General features: G+C 55.4%; 25 protein-coding genes. 17 read left to right on the top strand and 8 right to left on the bottom strand.

The genetic code is table 11. From position 1 onward, the window contains the following. Nucleotides 1–7 precede the first annotated feature (7 nt). The 8 genes from tap (at nucleotide 8) to ACLHV9_RS14360 (ending at nucleotide 8,363) form a co-directional block, all read left to right on the top strand. The gene (gene tap / locus ACLHV9_RS14395) at nucleotides 8–1,609 is read left to right on the top strand and encodes a methyl-accepting chemotaxis protein IV (protein ID WP_108089673.1); all 1,602 of its coding nucleotides are present in this window, start codon (nucleotides 8–10) and stop codon (nucleotides 1,607–1,609) included. A 19-nt stretch (nucleotides 1,610–1,628) separates the two neighbouring features. After that, entirely contained in the window at nucleotides 1,629–2,495 is an 867-nt protein-coding gene (gene cheR / locus ACLHV9_RS14390; protein WP_028018614.1) for a protein-glutamate O-methyltransferase CheR, read from the top strand. Beyond that, on the top strand, nucleotides 2,492–3,541 hold the full coding sequence (locus ACLHV9_RS14385; RefSeq protein WP_108089675.1) for a chemotaxis response regulator protein-glutamate methylesterase: 1,050 nt from the start codon (nucleotides 2,492–2,494) through the stop codon (nucleotides 3,539–3,541). The genes cheR and ACLHV9_RS14385 overlap by 4 nt, the downstream gene beginning before the upstream one ends. Nucleotides 3,542–3,558: 17 nt before the next feature. Beyond that, nucleotides 3,559–3,948: a chemotaxis response regulator CheY gene (gene cheY / locus ACLHV9_RS14380; protein WP_000763862.1), complete on the top strand. Its 390-nt coding sequence runs from the start codon at nucleotides 3,559–3,561 to the stop codon at nucleotides 3,946–3,948. Nucleotides 3,949–3,958: 10 nt separating this feature from the next. Beyond that, nucleotides 3,959–4,603, top strand: a complete 645-nt coding sequence (gene cheZ / locus ACLHV9_RS14375; protein ID WP_008500432.1) for a protein phosphatase CheZ — start codon at nucleotides 3,959–3,961, stop codon at nucleotides 4,601–4,603. A 148-nt stretch (nucleotides 4,604–4,751) separates the two neighbouring features. Then, a complete protein-coding gene (gene flhB, locus ACLHV9_RS14370; RefSeq protein WP_028018616.1) occupies nucleotides 4,752–5,900 on the top strand; it encodes a flagellar biosynthesis protein FlhB in 1,149 nt (382 codons plus the stop codon). Next, entirely contained in the window at nucleotides 5,893–7,971 is a 2,079-nt protein-coding gene (gene flhA, locus ACLHV9_RS14365) for a flagellar biosynthesis protein FlhA (protein WP_028018617.1), read from the top strand. The genes flhB and flhA overlap by 8 nt, the downstream gene beginning before the upstream one ends. Next, nucleotides 7,971–8,363 (top strand): flagellar protein FlhE, encoded by a 393-nt coding sequence (locus ACLHV9_RS14360; protein ID WP_049006633.1) that lies wholly within the window; start codon nucleotides 7,971–7,973, stop codon nucleotides 8,361–8,363. Before flhA ends, ACLHV9_RS14360 begins: the two co-directional genes overlap by 1 nt. Nucleotides 8,364–8,405: 42 nt before the next feature. On the opposite strand, the gene argS is transcribed toward ACLHV9_RS14360, so the two are convergent. Then, nucleotides 8,406–10,139: an arginine--tRNA ligase gene (argS, locus tag ACLHV9_RS14355; RefSeq protein ID WP_108089676.1), complete on the bottom strand. Its 1,734-nt coding sequence runs from the start codon at nucleotides 10,137–10,139 to the stop codon at nucleotides 8,406–8,408. A 239-nt stretch (nucleotides 10,140–10,378) separates the two neighbouring features. Here argS and ACLHV9_RS14350 point away from each other — a divergent pair, with 239 nt between their 5' ends. Beyond that, a complete protein-coding gene (locus tag ACLHV9_RS14350) occupies nucleotides 10,379–10,939 on the top strand; it encodes a VOC family protein (protein WP_028018620.1) in 561 nt (186 codons plus the stop codon). Nucleotides 10,940–11,017: 78 nt separating this feature from the next. Continuing rightward, nucleotides 11,018–11,761: a copper homeostasis protein CutC gene (gene cutC / locus ACLHV9_RS14345; protein ID WP_108089677.1), complete on the top strand. Its 744-nt coding sequence runs from the start codon at nucleotides 11,018–11,020 to the stop codon at nucleotides 11,759–11,761. Between the two features lie 139 nt (nucleotides 11,762–11,900). On the opposite strand, the gene cmoB is transcribed toward cutC, so the two are convergent. From cmoB to ACLHV9_RS14320, 5 genes are read right to left on the bottom strand one after another with little or no spacing between them, the layout of a single operon-like run. Further along, nucleotides 11,901–12,872: a tRNA 5-methoxyuridine(34)/uridine 5-oxyacetic acid(34) synthase CmoB gene (gene cmoB, locus ACLHV9_RS14340; protein WP_028018622.1), complete on the bottom strand. Its 972-nt coding sequence runs from the start codon at nucleotides 12,870–12,872 to the stop codon at nucleotides 11,901–11,903. Beyond that, the gene (gene cmoA / locus ACLHV9_RS14335; RefSeq protein ID WP_028018623.1) at nucleotides 12,869–13,612 is read right to left on the bottom strand and encodes a carboxy-S-adenosyl-L-methionine synthase CmoA; all 744 of its coding nucleotides are present in this window, start codon (nucleotides 13,610–13,612) and stop codon (nucleotides 12,869–12,871) included. The genes cmoB and cmoA overlap by 4 nt, the downstream gene beginning before the upstream one ends. A gap of 41 nt (nucleotides 13,613–13,653) precedes the next feature. Beyond that, nucleotides 13,654–14,049: an MAPEG family protein gene (locus ACLHV9_RS14330; RefSeq protein ID WP_028018624.1), complete on the bottom strand. Its 396-nt coding sequence runs from the start codon at nucleotides 14,047–14,049 to the stop codon at nucleotides 13,654–13,656. A 52-nt stretch (nucleotides 14,050–14,101) separates the two neighbouring features. Beyond that, nucleotides 14,102–14,920: a DUF72 domain-containing protein gene (locus tag ACLHV9_RS14325; RefSeq protein ID WP_407220690.1), complete on the bottom strand. Its 819-nt coding sequence runs from the start codon at nucleotides 14,918–14,920 to the stop codon at nucleotides 14,102–14,104. Further along, complete coding sequence (locus ACLHV9_RS14320; RefSeq protein WP_028018626.1) at nucleotides 14,917–15,483, bottom strand: hydrolase; 567 nt, start codon at nucleotides 15,481–15,483, stop codon at nucleotides 14,917–14,919. The genes ACLHV9_RS14325 and ACLHV9_RS14320 overlap by 4 nt, the downstream gene beginning before the upstream one ends. 264 nt (nucleotides 15,484–15,747) lie before the next feature. On the opposite strand from ACLHV9_RS14320, the gene aspS reads away from it, so the two are divergent. The 6 genes from aspS to ruvB all read left to right on the top strand — a co-directional run bounded on the left by aspS (nucleotide 15,748) and on the right by ruvB (nucleotide 21,002). Then, nucleotides 15,748–17,520, top strand: coding sequence for an aspartate--tRNA ligase (gene aspS, locus ACLHV9_RS14315; protein ID WP_028018627.1), 1,773 nt, complete (start codon nucleotides 15,748–15,750; stop codon nucleotides 17,518–17,520). Nucleotide 17,521: 1 nt separating this feature from the next. Continuing rightward, nucleotides 17,522–17,965 (top strand): dihydroneopterin triphosphate diphosphatase, encoded by a 444-nt coding sequence (gene nudB, locus ACLHV9_RS14310; protein ID WP_028018628.1) that lies wholly within the window; start codon nucleotides 17,522–17,524, stop codon nucleotides 17,963–17,965. 27 nt (nucleotides 17,966–17,992) lie between these two features. Then, complete coding sequence (locus tag ACLHV9_RS14305; RefSeq protein WP_028018629.1) at nucleotides 17,993–18,733, top strand: YebC/PmpR family DNA-binding transcriptional regulator; 741 nt, start codon at nucleotides 17,993–17,995, stop codon at nucleotides 18,731–18,733. A gap of 34 nt (nucleotides 18,734–18,767) precedes the next feature. Further along, complete coding sequence (ruvC, locus tag ACLHV9_RS14300) at nucleotides 18,768–19,289, top strand: crossover junction endodeoxyribonuclease RuvC (protein WP_014832404.1); 522 nt, start codon at nucleotides 18,768–18,770, stop codon at nucleotides 19,287–19,289. 79 nt (nucleotides 19,290–19,368) lie between these two features. Beyond that, nucleotides 19,369–19,983, top strand: a complete 615-nt coding sequence (gene ruvA, locus ACLHV9_RS14295; protein ID WP_407220688.1) for a Holliday junction branch migration protein RuvA — start codon at nucleotides 19,369–19,371, stop codon at nucleotides 19,981–19,983. Nucleotides 19,984–19,991: 8 nt separating this feature from the next. Beyond that, nucleotides 19,992–21,002 (top strand): Holliday junction branch migration DNA helicase RuvB, encoded by a 1,011-nt coding sequence (gene ruvB / locus ACLHV9_RS14290; protein WP_028018631.1) that lies wholly within the window; start codon nucleotides 19,992–19,994, stop codon nucleotides 21,000–21,002. 59 nt (nucleotides 21,003–21,061) lie between these two features. Here the strand turns inward: ruvB and znuB are convergent, their stop codons facing one another. Beyond that, nucleotides 21,062–21,847 carry a zinc ABC transporter permease subunit ZnuB gene (gene znuB / locus ACLHV9_RS14285; protein WP_028018632.1) on the bottom strand — a complete coding sequence of 262 codons (786 nt, stop codon included), beginning with the start codon at nucleotides 21,845–21,847 and terminating at the stop codon, nucleotides 21,062–21,064. Next, complete coding sequence (gene znuC, locus ACLHV9_RS14280; protein WP_023312233.1) at nucleotides 21,844–22,599, bottom strand: zinc ABC transporter ATP-binding protein ZnuC; 756 nt, start codon at nucleotides 22,597–22,599, stop codon at nucleotides 21,844–21,846. The genes znuB and znuC overlap by 4 nt, the downstream gene beginning before the upstream one ends. 77 nt (nucleotides 22,600–22,676) lie before the next feature. On the opposite strand from znuC, the gene znuA reads away from it, so the two are divergent. Beyond that, a complete protein-coding gene (gene znuA, locus ACLHV9_RS14275; RefSeq protein WP_028018634.1) occupies nucleotides 22,677–23,621 on the top strand; it encodes a zinc ABC transporter substrate-binding protein ZnuA in 945 nt (314 codons plus the stop codon). Nucleotides 23,622–23,628 lie beyond the last annotated feature (7 nt).

The following is a 23,628-nucleotide window of genomic DNA, read 5'->3' as shown; positions in this document are numbered from 1 at the left end:
AGCGTGGATGTTAAATCGTATTCGTATCTCGACCACACTGTTTTTGATTCTGATCCTTTGCGGTGTGTTGCAGGTTGGCAGTAACGGGTTGTCTTTTTGGGCGTTTCGCGATGGCTATCAGAATTTGCAGGAAGTTGAGGCGAGTAATCAGCAGCGCTCCACACTGGCACAAACGCGTGCCGTGCTGTTGCAGGCAAGCACTGCGCTGAATAAGGCGGGAACCTTAACCGCGCTGAGTTATCCGCCGGATGACATCAAAGCGCTGATGGCGACCGCGCGTGACAGCCTGAAACAGGCAGACGGGCAGTTTAAAGCCTTTACGGCGCAGGAAGCCGTTAGCGAGAAAGAGAAAACGCTAAAGGCTGCCATGAAAAAGAACTTTGAACAGTGGTACAGCGATCTGGACCACCAGGCAACCTGGCTTGAGAACAACCAGCTGTCAGATTTTATGACCGCACCGGTTCAGGCGTCTCAGGCGGCGTTTGATGGCAGCTTCAACGCGTGGCAGCAGGATATTAACCAGTTTGTTCAACGCGCTGGGGAAGACAGTCGAATGAGCTACCACATGTCCGGCGTGATTTTTGCCGTGGTGGTGATTCTGGCGGCGCTGCTGACCGGCGGGGCACTGATCTGGTCGCGCAAAATGATTGTGCAGCCGCTGGCGATTATCAGCAGCCACTTCGACAGTATTGCGAAGGGGAATCTGGCGCGTCCGGTGGCGGTTTATGGCAAGAACGAAATTTCGGCGATCTTTGCCAGCCTGAAGGCGATGCAGGGATCGCTGCGGGAAACGGTATCCGATGTGCGTCAGGGCAGTTATGCCATGCACACCGGGATTTCAGAGATTGCGGCAGGCAATAACGATCTCTCGTCCCGCACCGAGCAGCAGGCGGCCTCGCTGGCGCAGACGGCAGCCAGTATGGAGCAACTGACTGCGACGGTAAGTCAGAACGCCGATAACGCGCGTCAGGCGTCTGACCTGTCGAAACAGGCAGCAATGACGGCGAAAAAGGGTGGGGATCAGGCGTCTCATGTTGCGAGCACCATGCAGGAGATTGCCACCAGTTCGCAGAAAATTGGTGACATCATCAGCGTGATTGACGGTATCGCGTTCCAGACCAACATTCTGGCGCTCAATGCCGCTGTCGAAGCGGCGCGCGCCGGTGAACAGGGTCGTGGTTTTGCGGTGGTGGCGGGTGAAGTGCGTAACCTGGCGAGCCGCAGTGCCAACGCGGCGAAAGAGATTAAGGTGCTGATAGAAGAGTCGGTTTCACGCGTCCAGCAGGGCTCTACGCTGGTCGATACGGCGGCACAAACCATGCACGAGATCGTCACCTCTGTCACGCGGGTGAACGACATCATGGGCGAAATTGCCTCGGCGTCGGACGAACAGCGTCGCGGGATTGAGCAGGTTGCTCAGGCAGTCAGTCAGATGGATCAGGTCACGCAACAGAACGCCTCGTTAGTTGAGGAAGCGGCAGCGGCAACCGATCAGCTGGCCAGCCAGGCGGATCATCTCACCGGACTGGTCGCGGTATTTAATGTGAAAGAGCACGTTGAAGCAGTAACAGAAGTCGGGCGGTCGCAGGCCGTGCCAGTTGTATCCTGAATGTAATTAAGAAGGCGCTATGACATCACCAATGCCCTCCGGGCAAACGTCATTATTGTTGCAGATGACACAGCGCCTCGCGCTGTCCGACGCGCATTTCCGTCGGATATGTCAGTTAATCTACCAGCGTGCGGGGATCGTGCTTGCGGATCATAAGCGAGACATGGTTTACAACCGTCTGGTGCGGCGCTTGCGTACGCTGGGGCTGGATGACTTTGGTCGCTATCTGAGCATGCTCGAAGCGAACCAGAACAGCGCCGAGTGGCAGGCTTTTATTAACTCATTAACCACGAACCTGACGGCGTTTTTCCGTGAAGCGCACCACTTCCCGGTCCTGGCAGAGCACGCGCGTCGCCGAACCGGGGAGTATCGCGTCTGGAGCGCGGCAGCCTCGACGGGTGAAGAGCCGTACTCGCTGGCAATCACCCTTGCCGATACCCTGGGCATGGCACCCGGACGCTGGAAAGTCTACGCCAGCGATATCGACACCGAGGTACTGGAGAAGGCGCGTAACGGTGTTTATCGCCAGGATGAGTTGAAAACGCTGTCACCGCAACAGCTACAGCGTTATTTCATGCGTGGAACCGGTCCACATGAAGGCCTGGTACGCGTACGCCAGGAACTGGCGAACTGCGTCGAATTTGCGCCCGTTAACCTGCTGGATAAGCAGTACAACGTGCCGGGACCTTTTGACGCTATTTTTTGCCGTAACGTCATGATCTATTTTGATAAAACGACGCAACAGGACATTCTGCGTCGGTTTGTTCCGTTGCTCAAGCCTGACGGTTTACTGTTTGCCGGGCACTCGGAAAACTTCAGCAACCTCGTGCGTGAGTTTAGCCTGCGTGGGCAAACGGTATATGCGCTGAGTAAGGAAAAAGCATGAGTAAAATCAGGGTATTGTCTGTCGATGATTCGGCGCTGATGCGCCAGATCATGACTGAAATCATCAATAGCCACAGCGACATGGAGATGGTGGCAACAGCGCCGGATCCGCTGGTAGCGCGGGATTTAATTAAAAAATATAACCCCGATGTGCTAACGCTGGATGTCGAGATGCCGCGCATGGATGGCATAGATTTCCTGGAAAAATTAATGCGACTGCGCCCGATGCCGGTGGTGATGGTCTCCTCCCTGACGGGAAAAGGATCGGAAATCACGCTGCGCGCGCTGGAGTTAGGGGCGGTGGATTTTGTCACCAAACCGCAGCTCGGCATTCGTGAAGGAATGCTGGCCTACAGCGAGATGATCGCTGAGAAGATCCGTACCGCATCGCGAGCGAAACTCGCCGCTCACAAACCGATGGTTGCACCTACAACGTTGAAGGCGGGTCCATTGCTCAGCTCGGAAAAACTGCTGGTGATTGGGGCGTCAACCGGGGGAACAGAGGCAATTCGTCATGTACTCCAGCCATTGCCGCTTTCAAGTCCGGGTATTCTGATCACTCAGCATATGCCGCCTGGCTTTACCCGCTCGTTCGCTGAACGTCTGAACAAGCTGTGTCAGATCAGCGTGAAAGAGGCGGAAGACGGCGAACGCGTGCTCCCGGGGCATGCGTATATTGCGCCGGGTGACAAACATATGGAGCTGGCGCGCAGCGGCGCTAACTATCAAATCAAAATTCATGACGGGCCGCCGGTCAACCGGCACCGTCCGTCGGTGGATGTGCTGTTTCATTCGGTGGCGAAACATGCGGGGCGCAACGCCGTTGGGGTGATCCTGACGGGGATGGGCAACGATGGTGCCGCCGGAATGCTTGCAATGCACCAGGCTGGCGCCTGGACGATTGCGCAGAATGAAGCAAGTTGTGTGGTGTTCGGCATGCCGCGCGAGGCCATCAATATGGGTGGCGTGAGCGAAGTGGTCGATCTTAGCCAGGTAAGCCAGCAGATGTTGGCGAAAATCAGTGCCGGACAGGCAATACGTATTTGACTCAGGAGTAGAATTAGATGGCGGATAAAGAGCTTAAGTTTTTGGTTGTGGATGACTTTTCCACCATGCGTCGCATTGTACGCAACCTGCTGAAGGAGCTGGGCTTCAACAACGTTGAAGAAGCAGAAGATGGTGTTGATGCGCTGAACAAACTGCAGGCGGGTGGGTTTGGTTTTGTTATCTCCGACTGGAACATGCCAAACATGGATGGTCTGGAACTGCTGAAAACCATTCGTGCAGATGCGGGCATGGCGTCTCTGCCGGTTCTGATGGTCACCGCAGAAGCGAAAAAAGAGAACATCATTGCCGCTGCACAGGCGGGCGCAAGCGGCTACGTGGTGAAGCCATTCACTGCTGCGACCCTGGAAGAGAAGCTCGGCAAGATCTTCGAGAAACTCGGCATGTGAGGTGTTGGTTATGATGCAACCTGCTATGAAACCCGTTGAAGAACACTCGCCGAGCGATATCATCGTACGCATCGGCAGCCTGACGCGCATGCTGCGTGACAGCCTGCGTGAACTGGGGCTGGATCAGGCGATTGCCGAAGCGGCGGAAGCCATTCCTGATGCGCGCGATCGCCTGGACTATGTCGTGCAGATGACTGCTCAGGCGGCTGAACGTGCGCTGAACAGCGTTGAAGCGTCACAACCGCACCAGGACGCGATGGAAAAGGGCGCGAAAGCGCTGACAAAACGCTGGGATGAGTGGTTTGAGAATCCGATCGAACTGGCGGACGCCCGTGAACTGGTTACCGATACCCGTCAGTTCCTGGGGGATGTTCCTGGCCATACCAGCTTCACCAACGCACAACTGCTGGACATCATGATGGCGCAGGATTTCCAGGACCTGACCGGTCAGGTTATCAAGCGCATGATGGATGTTATCCAGGAGATTGAACGTCAGTTGCTGATGGTGCTGCTGGAGAATATTCCAGAGCCTGCAGCCCGCCCAAAACGCGAGAACGAAAGCCTGCTCAATGGTCCACAGCTCGACGCCAGCAAAGCGGGCGTGGTAGCAAGCCAGGACCAGGTGGACGATCTGCTCGACAGCCTCGGCTTCTGATTGTCCATTCCGCCTCAGAGGGTTAACACCGTCTGAGGCGGTTTACGACAAAATCACTGAAAAGAGCCCGAATAAACGGGCTTTTCCCGCCATTGGATTTTCGCTGCACTGGCATGATACCCGTGACTTAATAGGTTGGGCATGCACTGTGGCAGAAGAGAACGACGACAAAACGGAAGCCCCCACACCCCACCGACTAGAAAAGGCGCGTGAGGAAGGGCAGATCCCCCGATCCCGAGAACTGACTTCCCTGCTGATCCTTATCGTAGGGGTGTGCATTATCTGGTGGGGTGGGGAGTCGCTCGCCCGCAAACTGGCGGGAATGTTGTCTACTGGCTTACGTTTTGACCACAGCATGGTCAATGACCCGAATCTGATCCTCAGCCAGATTATCCAGCTAATAAAAGGGGCGATGGTTGCACTGCTGCCGCTGATTACAGGGGTTGTGCTGGTCGCGCTGGTTTCGCCGGTGATGCTGGGTGGTCTGGTCTTTAGTGCCAAATCGCTGCAGCCGAAATTTTCCAAACTGAACCCGCTGCCGGGCATTGCGAAAATGTTCTCTGCGCAGACCGGGGCGGAGTTGCTCAAAGCCATTCTCAAATCGGTACTGATGGGGAGTTCAGCGGGGTTTTACCTCTGGTACCACTGGCCGGAAATGATGCGTCTTATCAGTGAATCCCCCCTCACCGCAATGAGCAATGCGCTGAACCTGGTCGGACTCTGCGCGCTGCTGGTGGTGCTCAGCATTATTCCGATGGTGGGTTTTGACGTGATCTTCCAGCTTTATACCCACTTCAAGAAACTGCGCATGTCACGCCAGGATATCCGTGACGAATACAAACAGATGGAAGGTGACCCGCACGTCAAAGGGCGTATCCGCCAGATGCAGCGCGCCGCTGCCCGTCGACGCATGATGGAAGACGTGCCAAAAGCTGACGTGATCGTCACCAACCCGACACACTATTCCGTTGCGCTGCGCTATGACGAAAACAAAATGAGCGCGCCGAAAGTGGTGGCGAAAGGGGCGGGTCTGATAGCACTTCGCATTCGTGAGATTGGTACTGAACACCGTGTACCTATCCTGGAAGCCCCTCCGCTGGCGCGTGCCTTATACCGCCATGCGGAAATTGGACAACAGATCCCCGGACAACTCTACGCCGCCGTGGCGGAAGTGTTGGCCTGGGTATGGCAGTTGAAGCGCTGGCGTCTGGCTGGCGGACAACGACCTGTGAAACCTGAGAACCTTCCGGTGCCTGAAGCGCTGGATTTTTTGAACGAGAAGGACACTGATGGCTAATCTGGTGGCAATGTTGCGCCTGCCCGGCAACCTGAAATCGACCCAATGGCAGATCCTTGCCGGGCCGATTCTCATCCTGCTAATTCTGTCGATGATGGTACTGCCGCTCCCGGCATTCATCCTCGATTTGCTTTTCACATTCAACATTGCGTTGTCCATCATGGTGCTGCTGGTGGCGATGTTCACCCAGCGTACCCTTGAGTTCGCGGCGTTCCCGACCATTCTGCTGTTTACCACCTTGCTGCGACTGGCGCTGAACGTGGCCTCCACGCGTATCATTCTGATGGAAGGTCATACGGGTGCGGCTGCGGCGGGTAAAGTGGTTGAGGCCTTCGGCCACTTCCTGGTAGGCGGTAATTTCGCCATCGGTATCGTGGTGTTTGTGATCCTCGTAATCATCAACTTTATGGTTATCACCAAGGGTGCAGGGCGTATCGCCGAAGTGGGCGCGCGCTTTGTGCTGGACGGGATGCCAGGCAAGCAGATGGCGATTGATGCCGACCTGAACGCCGGTCTTATCGCGGAAGATGAAGCGAAAAAACGCCGTGCGGAAGTGACGCAGGAAGCGGACTTCTACGGCTCCATGGACGGTGCGAGTAAGTTTGTGCGCGGTGACGCCATCGCGGGCATTCTGATCATGGTGATCAACGTGGTGGGTGGCCTGCTGGTCGGTGTTCTGCAACATGGCATGGACATGGGCCACGCGGCAGAAAGTTATACGCTGCTGACCATCGGTGACGGTCTGGTCGCGCAGATCCCGGCGCTGGTTATCTCCACGGCGGCGGGTGTGATTGTGACCCGCGTGAGTACCGATCAGGACGTTGGCGAGCAGATGGTCGGCCAGCTCTTCAGTAACCCGCGCGTCATGCTATTGGCCGCTGCGGTACTGGGGTTACTCGGTCTGGTCCCAGGTATGCCAAACCTCGTGTTCCTGCTGTTCACTGCGGCACTGCTGGGTCTTGCCTGGTGGATGCGAGGGCGTGAAACCCAACCGGCAGCCGAGCCTGTTGCGGTTAAAATGCCGGAGAACACCCAGGCTGTCGAAGCGACCTGGAACGACGTTCAACTGGAAGATTCGCTGGGTATGGAGGTTGGGTATCGCCTGATCCCGATGGTCGATTTCCAGCAGGATGGCGAACTGCTTGGCCGCATCCGCAGTATCCGTAAAAAATTCGCCCAGGACATGGGCTTCCTGCCGCCGGTGGTACACATCCGCGACAATATGGACCTGCCGCCCGCGCGCTATCGCATCCTGATGAAAGGCGTTGAAATCGGCAGCGGCGATGCCTATCCGGGACGCTGGCTGGCGATTAACCCCGGCACCGCCGCAGGCACATTGCCAGGCGAGCAAACCATCGATCCGGCTTTTGGTCTGGCCGCGATCTGGATTGAAAGTGCGCTAAAAGAGCAGGCGCAAATTCAGGGGTATACGGTAGTCGAAGCCAGTACCGTGGTGGCAACCCATCTTAATCACCTGATTGGCCAATTCTCGGCAGAGCTGTTTGGGCGTCAGGAAGCGCAGCAGCTCCTTGACCGCGTCACGCAGGAGATGCCGAAGCTGACGGAAGATCTGGTGCCGGGCGTGCTGACGTTGACTACCCTGCACAAAGTGTTGCAAAACCTGCTCGACGAGAAAGTACCGATCCGCGATATGCGTACCATTCTGGAAACCCTTGCCGAACATGCGCCGTTACAAAACGATCCGCATGAGCTCACCGCGGTGGTGCGCGTGGCGCTGGGGCGCGCGATTACCCAGCAGTGGTTCCCTGGAACCGGAGAAGTGCAGGTTATTGGTCTCGATACGCCGCTTGAACGTCTGCTGCTGCAGGCCTTGCAGGGTGGCGGCGGGCTGGAACCGGGTCTGGCGGACCGCCTGCTGGCGCAAACGCAGGAGGCGCTGGCGCGTCAGGAGATGCTGGGAGCACCGCCGGTGCTGCTGGTTAACCATGCGCTGCGTCCGCTGCTGTCGCGCTTCCTGCGTCGTAGCCTGAACCAACTGGTCGTGCTGTCAAATATGGAGTTGTCGGATAACCGTCATATCCGCATGACCGCGACGATTGGAGGAAAATAATGCGTAAGTGGTTATGGATCTTATTCTTCCCGCTGGTGGCGCAGGCTGCCGGGGAAGGGACCTGGCAGGCGAGCAGCATGGGCGTGACCCTCAGCAATCGCGGGGTTGCCATGTCATCAAACCCGTTATCGCCCTCTGAGCCGGTTTCCGGCCAGATGGGGCTTGTGGTGTGGAACTACAGGCTGATTGGCCCAACGCCAGCAGGGTTGCGGGTACGTCTCTGCTCTCAGACTCGCTGCACGGAAATTGACGGAGAGAACGGCACCACACAGGCATTTAATGGCGTGCCGGCCATCGAACCTTTGCGTTTTATCTGGGAAGTACCGGGTGGAGGGCGTTTGATTCCGGCGCTGAAAGTTCAGAGTAACGCTGTCATCGTTAACTATCGTTAACGGTGTGAAAAAAGAAACCCGGCGCTTGCCGGGTTTTTTGTATTACATGCGTTCTACGGTTTCGATACCCAGGGTATCCAGACCCAGCTTCAGGGTCTTCGCCGTGAGCTGCGCCAGCTTCAGGCGGCTGTTACGTACCGCGTCGCTTTCCGCAGACAGGATAGGGCAGTGCTCGTAGAAGCCGGAGAACAGGCCTGCCAAATCGTACAGGTAAGCACACATCACGTGCGGTGTTCCGTCTCGCGCCACAACCGTCAGTGTCTCTTCAAACTGCAGCAGACGCGCTGCCAGCTGCGCTTCGCGATCTTCAGTGATGGTCACGGCAGCATTCGCCAGTACGCTTTCGTCGATATTGGCTTTACGGAATACAGAGAGCACACGGGTGTAGGCATACTGCATGTACGGCGCCGTGTTGCCTTCAAACGCCAGCATGTTATCCCAGTCGAAGATATAGTCGGTGGTACGGTTCTTGGAAAGATCCGCGTATTTAACCGCACCGATACCCACGGCATTCGCCAGTTTTTCCAGTTCATCGACAGGCATATCCGGGTTCTTCTCCGCCACCAGGCGACGGGCGCGTTCCAGCGCTTCGTCCAGCAGGTCGGACAGCTTCACGGTACCGCCCGCACGGGTTTTGAACGGCTTGCCGTCTTTACCCAGCATCATGCCGAACATATGGTGTTCCAGCGGCACGCAATCCGGCACGTAACCGGCTTTACGCACGATGGTCCACGCCTGCATCAGGTGCTGGTGCTGACGGGAGTCGATGTAGTACAGCACGCGGTCGGCATGCAGCGTTTCGTAACGGTATTTTGCACAGGCGATATCGGTAGTGGTGTAGAGATAGCCGCCATCCTTTTTCTGGATGATCACGCCCATCGGTTCACCTTCCTTGTTTTTATACTCATCAAGGAACACGACCGTTGCGCCTTCGCTCTCAACTGCCAGATTTTTGGCCTTCAGGTCAGCCACAATGCCCGGCAGCATTGGGTTATAGAGGCTTTCACCCATCACATCGTCACGGGTGAGGGTGACGTTCAGACGGTTATAGGTGAGTTGGTTCTGAGACATCGTAATGTCAACCAGCTTGCGCCACATCTCGAGGAAGTACTGGTCGCCGCCCTGCAGTTTTACTACGTAGCTGCGCGCGCGCTCGGCAAAGGCTTCGTCTTCATCGTAGTGTTTTTTGGCTTCGCGGTAGAACCCTTCGAGATCGGCCAGCGCCATTTCACCCGCGTTTTCCTGCTGCTGTTTTTCCAGGTAAGCAATCAGCATACCGAATTGAGTACCCCAATCGCCCACGTGGTTTGCGCGGATCACCTTGTGACCGAGGAATTCGAGGGTACGCACGGCAGCATCACCAATGATGGTGGAGCGCAGGTGACCCACGTGCATCTCTTTCGCCACGTTCGGGGCAGAGTAGTCGATCACAACGGTCTGCGCTTCCGGCTGGGAGACACCCAGACGGTCAGATTTCAGCGCCGCGTCAACGTGGCTTGCCAGGAAAGCAGGTTCCAGGAAGATGTTGATAAAGCCCGGACCGGCGATTTCGGTTTTGCTGGCGATACCGGTGAGATCCAGATGCGTCAGTACCTGCTCAGCGAGTTGTCGCGGCGGCATGCCCAGTTTTTTAGCCACTGCCATCACGCCATTAGCCTGATAGTCGCCAAACTGTACTTTTGCTGACTGACGAACCTGCGGTTCGCAATCCGCAGGCGCACCTGCGGCAATCAGTGCCTGACTGACTTTTTCGGAGAGAAGAGCCTGAATATTCACCTGGATACCTTACTTTTTTGATGCGGGCTCACAACCACCCGCGCCAGTTATAGAATTTAGGGCGGGAGTATACTGCAAATGCCCTCTGGCGTCAGCATTGCGCGGGCCGAAGATTGTTCAGAATCCAGGCTAAGAAGGCGTGCATAATCATGCAGTCATAAAAAGCCGTATTCTGCGGTTGGTCAAAACTGGGCAACAGAGTAAATTAGCGGCTTTGCGACATGAAAAGAGACTGACTTATGGCGAACTGGTATTCCATTGACGAACTGCATGATATTTCCGCAGATTTACCGCGCTTCACCCAGGCGTTCACAGAACTTGCCACCCGCCTTGGTCTGGATATCGCACCGCTTGAAGCGGATCACATCTCTTTGCGCTGTCATCAAAATGCGACCGCCGAGCGCTGGCGTCGAGGTTTTGAACAGTGCGGTGAGCTGCTCTCTGAGAACATTATTAACGGTCGCCCAATATGCCTGTTTAAACTGCATGAACCCGTGAAGGTAGCGCACTGGCAATTCACCGTTGTCGAACTGCCGTGGCCGGGGGAAAAACGTTATCCGCACGAAGGCTGGGAGCATATTGAAATTGTTCTGCCGGGTGAGCCAGAAACACTGAACGCGCGTGCACTGGCCTTGTTATCTGATGAAGGCTTAAGCAAACCGGGGATTTTTGTCAAAACGAGTTCACCCAAAGGCGAACGCGAGCGTTTACCTAACCCGACGCTGGCCGTCACGGACGGACAGGTCACCGTGAAGTTTCACCCGTGGACCATTGAGCAGATTGTTGCCAGTGAAGCGTGAGAGTTGTGAGTCAACGCCGGGACTAAAAACGGGCGGCGTGTCATGATAATTTGTTTAGTGGGATTTCAGGAGGATTAAATGGCACTGCTGGAGATTTGTTGTTACAGCGTGGAGTGTGCCGTGACTGCGCAAAAACACGGTGCTGATCGCATCGAACTGTGCGCGTCACCCAAAGAGGGTGGGCTGACGCCATCCTACGGTATGTTGAAGTCTGCCCGTCAGGCCGTCACCATTCCCGTTCACCCGATTATTCGTCCTCGCGGCGGTGATTTTTGTTACACGTCGGGCGAGTTCAGTGCCATGCTTGAAGATATCACTCTGGTTCGTGAACTGGGATTTCCCGGGTTGGTTATCGGGTTGCTTGATGAAGACGGTCAGGTCGATATGCCACGTATGCGCCAGGTCATGGATGCCGCGAAAGGGATGGCAGTGACTTTCCATCGCGCATTTGATATGTGCAAAGACCCCCTGCAAGCATTTGATTCGCTTGCTGAACTGGGCGTGGCACGCATTCTGACATCGGGGCAGCAGTCCTCTGCGGAAAAAGGTCTGCAATTAATTACGGAACTAAAAGCCCATTCTGGTGTTCCAATAATAATGGCGGGTGCGGGTGTCCGTGCCAGCAATCTGGAACGGTTTTTAAACGCCGGGGTAGAGGAGCTTCACAGCTCGGCAGGCAAGTGGATGCCGTCTCCCATGCGTTATCGCAATACAGGGTTGTCAATGTCGACAGATGCTGAAGCGGATGAGTATTCACGCTACGGTGTAGAGGGAGAGTCGGTTGCGGAAATGAAGTCGCTGATTGAGCGTCATCACGTGTAGCAACGTACCGATTTTTACCGCGCATCATGTCGCCCAATATGATGCTTGCTTGTACCAGGCCCCTGCAATTTCAACAGGGGCCTTTTTTTATCCTTCATATTTCAAGCCGCAGCTGCGTTGGCCACCAACGGCTAAAAGGCTACGGCTTCGTGGCAATCAACACCGCACGCATCGGCGCAGGATAGCCTTCAACGGTTTTGCTGTGATCGGCCGGGTCAAGGAATTGCTCCAGCGATTCGGTAATCATCCAGTCGGTGCGGCGCTGTTCTTCGATTGACGTCACGCAGACATCTGCAATGCGTACATCCACAAACCCGCACTTCTCAAGCCAGTTTTTCAGTGCCAGCGCGGAAGGGATGAAGTAGACATTTCGCATTTGCGCGTAACGGTCACCCGGCACCAGAACCGCATTCTCATCACCTTCGATAACCAGCGTTTCCAGCACCAGTTCGCCACCGCTGACCAGCTGATCTTTAAGCTGCCATAGATGCTCCAGCGGGGAACGGCGGTGGTACAGCACGCCCATGGAAAACACGGTATCAAAGGCTTTAAGGGCTGGCAGTTGCTCAATACCCAGCGGCAGCAGGTGTGCGCGCTGGTCGTTACCCAGCAATTTACGCACTGCCTCAAACTGGCACAGGAACAGCTGCATCGGATCAATGCCCACTGCCAGATGCGCACCTGCGCCAATCATGCGCCACATGTGGTAACCACTGCCGCAGCCGACATCCAGAATGGTACGTCCGGTCAGATCGGACAGATGCGGCAAAACGCGATCCCATTTCCAGTCTGAGCGCCATTCGGTATTGATGTTCACACCGTAAAGTGAAAACGGTCCTTTGCGCCATGGCATCAGGTTTCGCATCAACGTTTCGATGCGGTTAGTCTGCCCGGCGGAAAGAGGCTCTGCGCTTTCTGCGGTCACGCTATGCAGCAGATCCAGACGGTGAGGTGTCAGTTCAGGCAGAAACTCCACTGCATTTGACCACTGCTTTAACAGGCCGTGCTGCTGATCGCGCTGCCAGGTAGCAATCTGCGCCGGCAGGGTTTCCAGCCAGTGGGAAAGGTGGTTTTTCGCAATCAGCTGATAGAAGTTGCCGAACTCAATCATGCAGGAACCCCCGCTTTCAGTGCCACCAGGGAGCCAAAGTTGAAACACTGGAACCACAGTTCGCTATGCTCAAATCCTGCCTGACGCAGACGCGCTTTATGGGTCTCCACGGAGTCCGTGAGCATCACGTTTTCGAGCATGCTACGCTTCTGACTGATCTCCAGCTCGCTGTAACCGTTCGCACGCTTGAAATCGTGGTGCATATTGAACAGCAGTTCGCCAACCTCGGCGTCTTCAAAGCTGAATTTTTCGGAAAGGACCAGCGCGCCGCCAGGATTCAGCCCTTTATAAATTTTGTCCAGCAGCAGCTGACGGTCTTCAGGCACCAGGAACTGCAGGGTAAAATTCAGCACCACCATCGACGCGTTATTGATCTCAATCTCACGGATATCACCTTCTACGACGTCCACCGGGGTAGGGGCTTTGTAAGCATCAATATGGCGACGGCAGCGTTCAACCATTGCCGGGGAATTATCCACGGCAATGATCCGGCAGCCTTCGTGGTGAACGTTACGACGTACCGACAGCGTTGCCGCGCCAAGCGAACAGCCCAGGTCATAGACCTTCGTGCCGGGTTGAACGAAGCGCTCAGCCAGCATGCCGATCATTGAGACAATATTGGAATAACCGGGAACAGAGCGCTGGATCATATCCGGGAAGACTTCGGCTACCCGTTCATCGAAGGTCCAGTCGCCCAGGCTGGCGATAGGCGCGGAAAAAAGCGTGTCGCGATCTGACATAACGTAAAAAATCCGGGAAAAATAAAGTGGCGTATTGTGCGCTAATGGAAGGAGAAAACCAACTCCCACGGCATATACCAAAGGTTAGCCAGCACCATCAGCAAAAGTGAACACCACGTCGCACTCATGCCGGAACGACGCCAGCGAAACAGGCGGTGGTGAAAACCGTAATAATGCATTAGTCGGCCGGCAAGCAGAAGCAGGCCACAGATGTGCACCATCCAGGTTTCTGCGCCATTCATCTCCATAAACAGCAGCAAAATTAACGCCACCGGGATGTATTCGACCGCATTGCCGTGAACGCGGATAGCGCTTTGTAGCTCGGAAAATCCGCCGTCACCGTAAGAAACGCGGTACTGCATTCTCAGGCGCACAACATCAAATGAAAACTTAATCAGTAGCAATGCACCTAATACCGCATACAGCGCGCTGACCATACAAACTCCCTGTTTTTTGGCAGATGGCACTTTACTATGATAGGGGGTGATATCAGAAAAGAGAAGATTGTTGTGGGATGACGGGGGCGCTGCCCACGGACGGTACCGCAGCCTGCAAGGCCTGCCAGAGAGCATCGACCAGTTCAGGTGCCTGCGCGATATCCGGGGTGTGCAGGAAGAGATATGGCGTGGTGGTCTGTTCCCACGTCGCTAATTTTTGCAGCCAGACGGCGAACATCTCCTGATTTTGCTGCATGTTATCGCTGCCGATAAACCTGACCATAGGGTGATGAGCCGTCACGATGGCATGAACAGGCACTTTGGGCTTTTTGCGTTGCGCATCAATGATGGCTTCGCTATGCGGAATGGCGCTATGCACCGGACGGCTGTCGAGGATCACACGGTTGACTGAGCGCTCAAGCAGACCGCGATTTAGCGCTTTCTCTTCTTCACCTTTGGCAAAAAATGCAGGATGCCTGACTTCTACACCATAGGTAAATTCCCCGGGAAGTGTATCCAGAAACTCCCAGAGCGCGGGCAGATCGCGTGGGCCAAAGACGGCGGGAAGCTGCAGCCAGTACTGACCAATGCGGTTTGCCAGCGGCGACATTCTGTTCAAGAACTCGACGGTCAAATCGTCGCAGTGACGCAGGGCCGCGTTATGGGAGATGGTTGCCGGAAACTTAAAGCAGAAGCGGAAATCATCGGTTGTTTGTTCGCGCCAGCGTTCAACAATCTCTGCTTTGGGTAGTGCATACAGCGTGGTGTTACCCTCGACGCAATTGAAGTGTCGGGCATATTCCTCAAGGCTGGTGATGCCAAGGCGCACCCATTTCGGGTGCGACCATTGGGGCAGGCCCACATACATCATAACGCGTTTAAAATCTCGTCAGTGCTGCGGACACGACCGATGCGCGGGAAGATGTGAGTCATACTGCCCAGGTGCTGTTCCGCGGAGGCCGCACTGCAGGCATCTTCTGCAATCACAAGGTTAAAGCCCAGCTCCCACGCGTTGCGGGCGGTAGATTCCACGCCGATGTTGGTGGAAATGCCACAAAGAATGATGGTGTCGATTCCACGACGGCGCAGCTGCAGCTCTAGATCGGTACCGTAAAACGCGCCCCACTGGCGTTTAGTCACTTCGATATCACTGTCACGCTTGCCGAGTGAGACCGGATACGTCCACCAGTTTTCCGGTAGCGAATGCGCCGCAATCTGCGCATCGACGGGCTGTTTTAAGGCTTCGGCAAAATCGGCGGACCAGCCGACGCGCACCATGACAACAGGCGCTCCGCTTGTGCGGCATTTTTCCGCCAGGCGAGCGGCGCGGCTGACCACATCATTTGCGGTGTGCGGGCCTCCGGCAAAAGGCAGGATACCTTCCTGTAAATCAATGACGACAAGCGCGGTTTTGCTGGTATCGAGTGTTAACATAGTCACTCCAGTTAAATTAATCACTTCCGCTACACCATACGACGTGATGGCCTGTTACCGGTCGGATAATTTTGTTAATTTTTGTGAGAATGCGCAATAAGAGTGCAGCAAACGACCGTCAGGCCGTGGTTCGCTCTTATCGTCCGGCGGAATTTCCAGTATAATAGCCGCCTTTTTTCATCCAGTTGTGACATACAGAAAGCTGCGACATAGTAGCCTGCATACCAGGCGACATTTAGCCTGCGGCTAATTAAGGGATATCTCATGCGTACAGAATATTGCGGGCAGCTGCGTCAGTCCCACGTTGGACAGCAGGTAACCCTGTGTGGTTGGGTCAACCGCCGTCGTGATCTTGGTAGCCTTATCTTCATTGATATGCGTGACCGCGAAGGTATCGTTCAGGTGTTCTTCGATCCGGATCGCGCAGATGCGTTGAAACTGGCTTCTGAGCTGCGTAATGAGTTCTGCATTCAGGTCACCGGCACCGTTCGTGCGCGTGACGAGAAAAACGTCAACGCAGACATGGCGACTGGCGCAATTGAAGTGCTGGCGTCCGATCTGGTGATTATCAACCGTGCTGAAGCGCTGCCGCTGGACTCTAACCACGTCAACACTGAAGAAGCACGTCTGAAGTACCGCTACCTGGATCTGCGTCGCCCGGAAATGGCTCAGCGCCTGAAAACCCGCGCGAAAATCACCAGTCTGGTGCGTCGCTTTATGGATGACCACGGTTTCCTGGATATCGAAACCCCGATGCTGACCAAAGCCACGCCGGAGGGCGCGCGCGATTACCTGGTTCCATCCCGCGTGCATAAAGGTAAATTCTACGCGCTGCCACAGTCTCCACAGCTGTTCAAACAGTTGCTGATGATGTCTGGTTTCGATCGCTACTATCAGATCGTAAAATGCTTCCGTGACGAAGACCTGCGTGCTGATCGCCAGCCAGAATTTACCCAGATCGATGTGGAAACCTCCTTCATGACCGCTGAGCAGGTGCGTGAAGTGATGGAAGCTCTGGTGCGTAGCCTGTGGAACGACGTGAAAGGCGTTGAACTGGGCGATTTCCCAATCATGACCTTCGCTGAAGCTGAGCGTCGCTACGGTTCTGACAAACCAGATCTGCGTAACCCGATGGAGCTGGTGGACGTTGCTGATCTGGTTAAATCCGTTGAGTTTGCGGTATTTGCTGGCCCGGCTAACGATGCTAAAGGCCGCGTAGCTGCGCTGCGTGTACCAGGCGGTGCGGCACTGAGCCGTAAGCAGATTGACGACTACGGTAACTTCATCAAGATCTACGGCGCGAAAGGCCTGGCCTATATTAAAGTCACCGAACGTGCAAAAGGTCTGGAAGGTATCACCAGCCCGGTCGCGAAATTCCTGAATGCGGACATCGTGGAAGCGATCCTTGAGCGCACTGGCGCGCAGGACGGCGACATGATTTTCTTCGGCGCAGACAACAAGAAAGTAGTTGCCGATGCGATGGGCGCCCTGCGTCTGAAACTCGGTAAAGACCTGAACCTGACCGACGAGAACAAATGGGCACCGCTGTGGGTTATCGACTTCCCAATGTTTGAAGACGACGGTGAAGGTGGTCTGACCGCAATGCACCACCCGTTCACCTCGCCGAAAGACATGACTGCCGCAGAGTTGAAAGCCGCACCGGAAGACGCGGTGGCGAACGCCTACGATATGGTCATCAACGGCTACGAAGTGGGCGGTGGTTCCGTGCGTATTCACAGCGGTGACATGCAGCAGACCGTGTTCGGCATTCTGGGCATCAATGAGCAGGAGCAGCGCGAGAAATTCGGCTTCCTGCTGGACGCCCTGAAATACGGTACGCCTCCGCACGCGGGTCTGGCCTTCGGTCTTGACCGTCTGACCATGCTGCTGACCGGTACCGATAACATTCGTGATGTTATTGCCTTCCCGAAAACCACTGCCGCGGCGTGTCTGATGACCGAAGCACCAAGTTTTGCTAACCCGGCCTCTCTGGCCGAGCTGGGCATTGAAGTGGTGAAGAAGGAAGAGAAAAACTGATATGACATATAAGCTGCCCGTTTCGGTCCTGGTGGTCATCTATGCAGAAGACACGAAGCGGGTGCTGATGTTGCAGCGGCGCGATGACCCTGATTTCTGGCAGTCGGTAACTGGCAGTCTGGAAGAGGGGGAGACCGCGCTGCAGGCCGCCGCGCGTGAAGTAAAGGAAGAGGTCACCATTGATGTTGCCCGCGAGCAACTGACCCTGAAGGACTGTCAGCGCACGGTGGAGTTTGAAATTTTTAGCCATTTACGTCATCGCTATGCGCCGGGTACCGAGCGGAATACGGAATCGTGGTTCTGTCTTGCACTCCCCCACGAACGTGAGGTTGTGTTTACCGAACACCTGACCTACCGCTGGGTAAGTGCGGCGGATGCCGCCGCTCTGACCAAGTCGTGGAGCAACCGGCAGGCGATTGAAGAATTTGTAATTAACGCAGCCTGAGAAGGCGCGATTTTTGGAGAACTTTTTATGGCAGGTCATAGTAAGTGGGCCAACACCAAACACCGTAAAGCGGCACAGGATGCCAAACGCGGTAAAATCTTTACCAAAATCATTCGTGAGCTGGTAACAGCGGCACGTCTGGGCGGCGGCGATCCGGCTTCTAACCCGCGTCTGCGCGCGGCGGTTGATAAAGCGCTGTCTAATAACATGACGCGTGACACCCTGAACCGTGCAATCGCACGTGGCGTGGGCGGTGATGAAGACGCGAACATGGAAACCATCATTTATGAAGGTTACGGCCCTGGCGGTACTGCGGTCATGGTTGAGTGTCTGTCCGACAACCGTAACCGTACCGTAGCCGAAGTGCGTCACGCGTTTACCAAAACCGGTGGTAACCTGGGAACTGATGGTTCCGTTTCTTATCTGTTCAGCAAGAAAGGCGTGATCTCCTTCGAGAAAGGCGACGAAGATGTGATCATGGAAGCAGCACTGGAAGCCGGTGCAGAAGACGTTGTGACCTTCGATGATGGCGCAATCGACGTCTACACCGCGTGGGAAGAGATGGGTGCGGTACGTGACGCGCTGGAAGCGGCGGGTCTGAAAGCAGACAACGCTGAAGTGTCTATGATCCCATCAACCAAAGCGGACATGGATGCGGAAACTGCACCGAAACTGCTGCGCCTGATCGATATGCTCGAAGACTGCGACGACGTGCAGGAAGTGTATCACAACGGTGAAATCTCTGATGAGGTTGCAGCGACTCTCTGATGAGAGCGTGTAAACCGTTAACGGGAGACGCGTGATGTCGATTATCCTTGGGATTGACCCCGGCTCACGCGTCACCGGCTATGGCGTTATCCGTCAGGTGGGACGCCAGCTAACCTACCTCGGCAGCGGGTGTATTCGCACCAAAGTGGACGATCTGCCGTCACGCCTGAAACTGATCTACGCAGGTGTGACAGAAATTATCACCCAGTTCCAGCCAGACTATTTCGCCATCGAACAGGTCTTTATGGCCAAAAACGCTGATTCGGCATTAAAACTCGGTCAGGCGCGCGGTGTGGCCATTGTTGCTGCCGTAAACCAGGATTTACCGGTGTTCGAATATGCGGCAAGGCAGGTCAAGCAGACGGTGGTGGGGATTGGCAGCGCGGAGAAAAGCCAGGTACAACATATGGTGCGCACCTTGTTGAAGCTCCCCGCGAACCCCCAGGCGGACGCCGCGGATGCGCTGGCTATCGCGATTACCCACTGTCACGTCAGCCAGAACGCGATGCAAATGAGCGAGTCGCGGCTCAATCTGGCGCGAGGCAGGTTACGATAATGAAAAATCAGGCTGGATGTTTATCCAGCCTTTTTTTATTATGTCGGCAGTTAATTTTTCCAGAACGCAGGAGCGTCACGTGATAGGCAGACTCAGAGGCATCATCATTGAAAAACAACCCCCGTTAGTGCTGCTGGAAGTGGGTGGCGTGGGCTATGAAGTCTATATGCCGATGACCTGCTTCTACGAGCTGCCGGACGCGGGTAAAGAGGCGATTGTCTTTACTCAGTTTGTGGTGCGTGAAGATGCTCAACTGCTGTACGGCTTCAACAACAAACAGGAACGTACCCTGTTCCGCGAGCTGATTAAGACCAATGGTGTCGGGCCGAAGCTGGCGCTGGCGATTCTCTCCGGTATGTCAGCTCCACAGTTTGTGAATGCCGTTGAGCGCGAAGATCCCGCAGCGCTGATTAAGCTTCCGGGGATCGGCAAGAAAACCGCCGAGCGTCTGATTGTCGAAATGAAAGATCGCTTCAAAGGGCTGCATGGCGATCTCTTTACCCCTGCGACCGATCTGGTGCTGACCTCGCCTGGCGCGCCAGCGACGGATGATGACGCCGAGCAGGAAGCCGTTGCTGCGCTGGTGGCACTGGGCTATAAACCTCAGGAGGCCAGCCGTATGGTGAGTAAAATCGCCAAACCGGATGCCAGCAGTGAAACTCTGATTCGTGAAGCGCTGCGCGCTGCATTGTGAGGTAAAGGATGATTGAAGCAGATCGCCTGGTATCGGCAGGCTCCCTTCAGGCAGAAGACGTGGTGGATCGTGCGATCCGCCCGAAGCTGCTTGATGAGTACATTGGCCAGCCGCAGGTACGTTCCCAGATGGAGATTTTCATCCAGGCGGCAAAACTGCGCGGCGATGCACTCGATCACCTGCTGATTTTTGGTCCTCCGGGACTGGGGAAAACCACGCTGGCGAATATCGTCGCCAATGAAATGGGGGTCAACCTGCGTACTACCTCCGGCCCGGTGCTGGAGAAAGCAGGCGATCTGGCGGCGATGCTGACCAACCTTGAACCCCATGACGTGCTGTTTATTGATGAGATTCACCGCCTGTCTCCGGTGGTGGAAGAGGTGCTCTATCCGGCGATGGAAGATTACCAGCTGGATATCATGATCGGTGAAGGCCCGGCAGCGCGCTCTATCAAGATCGATCTGCCACCGTTTACCCTGATTGGCGCAACAACCCGCGCCGGGTCGTTGACCTCTCCTCTGCGCGACCGTTTCGGCATCGTACAGCGTCTTGAGTTTTACCAGGTGGCGGACCTCCAGCACATCGTTGGCCGTAGCGCCCGCTATATGGGACTGGAAATGAGCGAAGAGGGCGCGTTTGAAGTGGCGAAGCGGTCTCGCGGTACGCCGCGTATTGCCAACCGTCTGCTGCGCCGCGTGCGTGACTTTGCCGAAGTGAAGCATGATGGTTCCATTTCCGCCGAGATTGCTGCTCAGGCGCTGGATATGCTGAATGTCGATGCGGAAGGTTTTGACTACATGGACCGCAAGCTGCTACTGGCGGTGCTGGACAAATTCTTTGGCGGGCCAGTGGGGCTGGATAACCTGGCGGCGGCAATTGGGGAAGAGCGCGAGACAATTGAAGATGTGCTCGAACCGTATTTGATCCAGCAGGGCTTCCTGCAACGTACTCCGCGTGGACGCATGGCCACGGTGCGGGCGTGGAATCACTTCGGGATTACCCCACCGGCAATGCCGTAATGCATTGTTCCCTCTCCCTGTAGGAGAGGGGCAGGGCGAGGGCATCAGCGCCCTCGATGTCAACTTGCCGTCTTCTTCATCATACTGAAAATAAACAGCACCGCTGCGCACAGCACCACAGACGGCCCTGCAGGCGTGTCATAAAACGCCGAGAAGGTTAACCCACCTGTTACCGCAACCATCCCAATGAGAACGGCCACACCGGCCATCTGTTCTGGCGTGCGGGCAAAGCGGCGCGCTGTTGCTGCAGGAATGATCAGCAGGGAGGTAATAATCAGCGCTCCAACAAACTTCATCGCCACACCAATGGTCAACGCTGTTACCAGCATCAGCAGCAGTTTTACGCGCTGCAGCTTCACGCCGTCGACAAACGCCAGATCCGGACTTACGGTCATCGCCAGCAAATTACGCCACTGCCAGAGCAGAATGCCGAGCACCACGACGACACCAATGGCGATAGAGATCAGATCTTCTGGCGTCACGGCCAGCAGGTCGCCGAACAGGTAGGCCATCAGGTCGACGCGGATGTTCGACATCAGGCTCACGACGACCAGCCCCAGCGACAGGGCACTGTGCGCCATGATACCAAGCAGTGTATCAATGGCCAGGTGTGGGCGTTTTTCCAGCCAGACCAGCCCCCCGGCAAGGAGCAGCGTGACCACAATCACCGCATAGAAAGGGTTGACGTTCAGTAACAGACCAAAAGCGACGCCCAGCAGAGAGGCATGCGCCAGGGTATCGCCAAAATAGGACATTCTGCGCCAGACAACAAACGAGCCGAGTGGGCCCGCGGCGCAGGCAAGCATAATCCCGGCTAACCAGCCGGGCAGTAACAGTTCAATCATGAGTGTCCATTTCCCCGGCGCAGGACAATTCGTCCCTGTAAATCATGGCGATGATTATGATGATGGCGATAAATGCCCAGTTGCTCAGCACCGCGAGGGCCAAACATGGAGATAAACTCCGGATGCATTGACACCACTTCAGGCGTGCCGGAGCAGCAAATATGGTGGTTGAGACACAGCACTTCGTCAGTTTTTGCCATGACCAGATGCAGGTCATGGGACACCATCAGCACTGCGCAATCAAGCTCTCGACGTAGCTGGTCGATCAAATCATAAAGCGCAACCTGACCATTCACATCCACACCCTGAGTCGGCTCATCCAGTACCAGCAGCTGCGGGCTGCTCAGCAGCGCGCGGGCGAGTAAAACTCGCTGCGTTTCACCGCCGGACAGTTTTTGCAGAGGCGCATCGACAAGATGGCCCGCCTGCACGCGTTTCAGTGCCGGGAGAATATCGGCTTTACGGGTGCCGGGGCGCAGACGCAGGAAACGGCTGACCGTCAGCGGCAGCGTGGCGTCGAGGTGAAGTTTTTGCGGCACATAGCCAATACGCAATTTTTCCTCGCGCTTGATTACGCCTTCATCGGGTGCGACCAGACCCAGCACCACGCGCACCAGGGTAGATTTTCCGGCGCCATTGGGACCGAGCAGCGTCAGAATTTTGCCGGGCTTCAGATCGAGCGACACGTCAGAGAGGACGCGGCGCTGCCCGAATGAGACCGAAATATTTTCAAGAGAAACCAATGTCGTCATGTCATTTTAAGCTTGAAGAAGTCAACGAATGTTATAATATCACATTCCACGCATTCACTACGATGATTAGTCGCATTATGTTACATAAAAATACGCTTCTTTTCGCAGCATTATCCGCTGCCCTTTGGGGTACAACCGCACAAGATGTTAACGCTGCGGTTGTCGCTTCGCTTAAACCGCTTGGATTCATCGCATCTGCCATTGCAGACGGGGTAACGGAAACCCAGGTTCTGCTCCCTGATGGTGCATCCGAGCATGACTATTCCCTGCGCCCGTCAGATGTAAAGCGCTTACAAAACGCGGACTTAGTCGTCTGGATTGGTCCGGAAATGGAAGCGTTTATGCAGAAGTCAGCGAAACAGATTGTTGACGAAAAACAGGTCGCGATTGCCGAACTCCCTGGCGTGAAACCGTTGCTCATGAAAGGGTCGGATGACGACGGCGACGAACATGACCATCATGCTGCAGACGGCGAAAAAGGTGATGGAGATCACCATCACGGCGAGTACAACATGCATCTTTGGTTATCCCCAGAGATAGCGCGGCTTTCAGCGGTTGCAATCCATGACAAATTAGTGGAACTTATGCCGCAAAGTCGAGCCAAACTAGACGCCAACCTGAAGGATTTTGAGGCACAATTAGCCGCAACCGATAAGCAGGTAGGTACTGAGCTCGCACCGTTGAAAGGAAAAGGGTATTTCGTTTTTCATGACGCCTATGGCTATTACGAAAAACACTACGGCCTGACCCCGCTGGGTCATTTTACCGTCAACCCTGAAATTCAACCTGGTGCGCAGCGTTTACATGAAATCAGAACACAGTTGGTTGAGCAAAAAGCGACATGCGTTTTTGCTGAGCCACAGTTCAGGCCAGCGGTCGTAGAAGCCGTGGCCAGGGGGACATCCGTGCGCATGGGGACCCTTGACCCGCTAGGAACGAATATCCAGTTGAGCAAAGCGAGCTATTCGCAGTTTCTCAGCCAACTGGCGAACCAGTATGCGAGCTGCCTGAAAGGAGATTAACGAGGAA

The sequence above is a fragment of the Enterobacter sp. CPE_E890 genome, assembly GCF_046521475.1.
Classification (GTDB): domain Bacteria; phylum Pseudomonadota; class Gammaproteobacteria; order Enterobacterales; family Enterobacteriaceae; genus Enterobacter; species Enterobacter adelaidei.
Note: the sequence above shows the minus strand (reverse complement) of the source record. Positions and strands in the feature narration are given on the sequence as shown.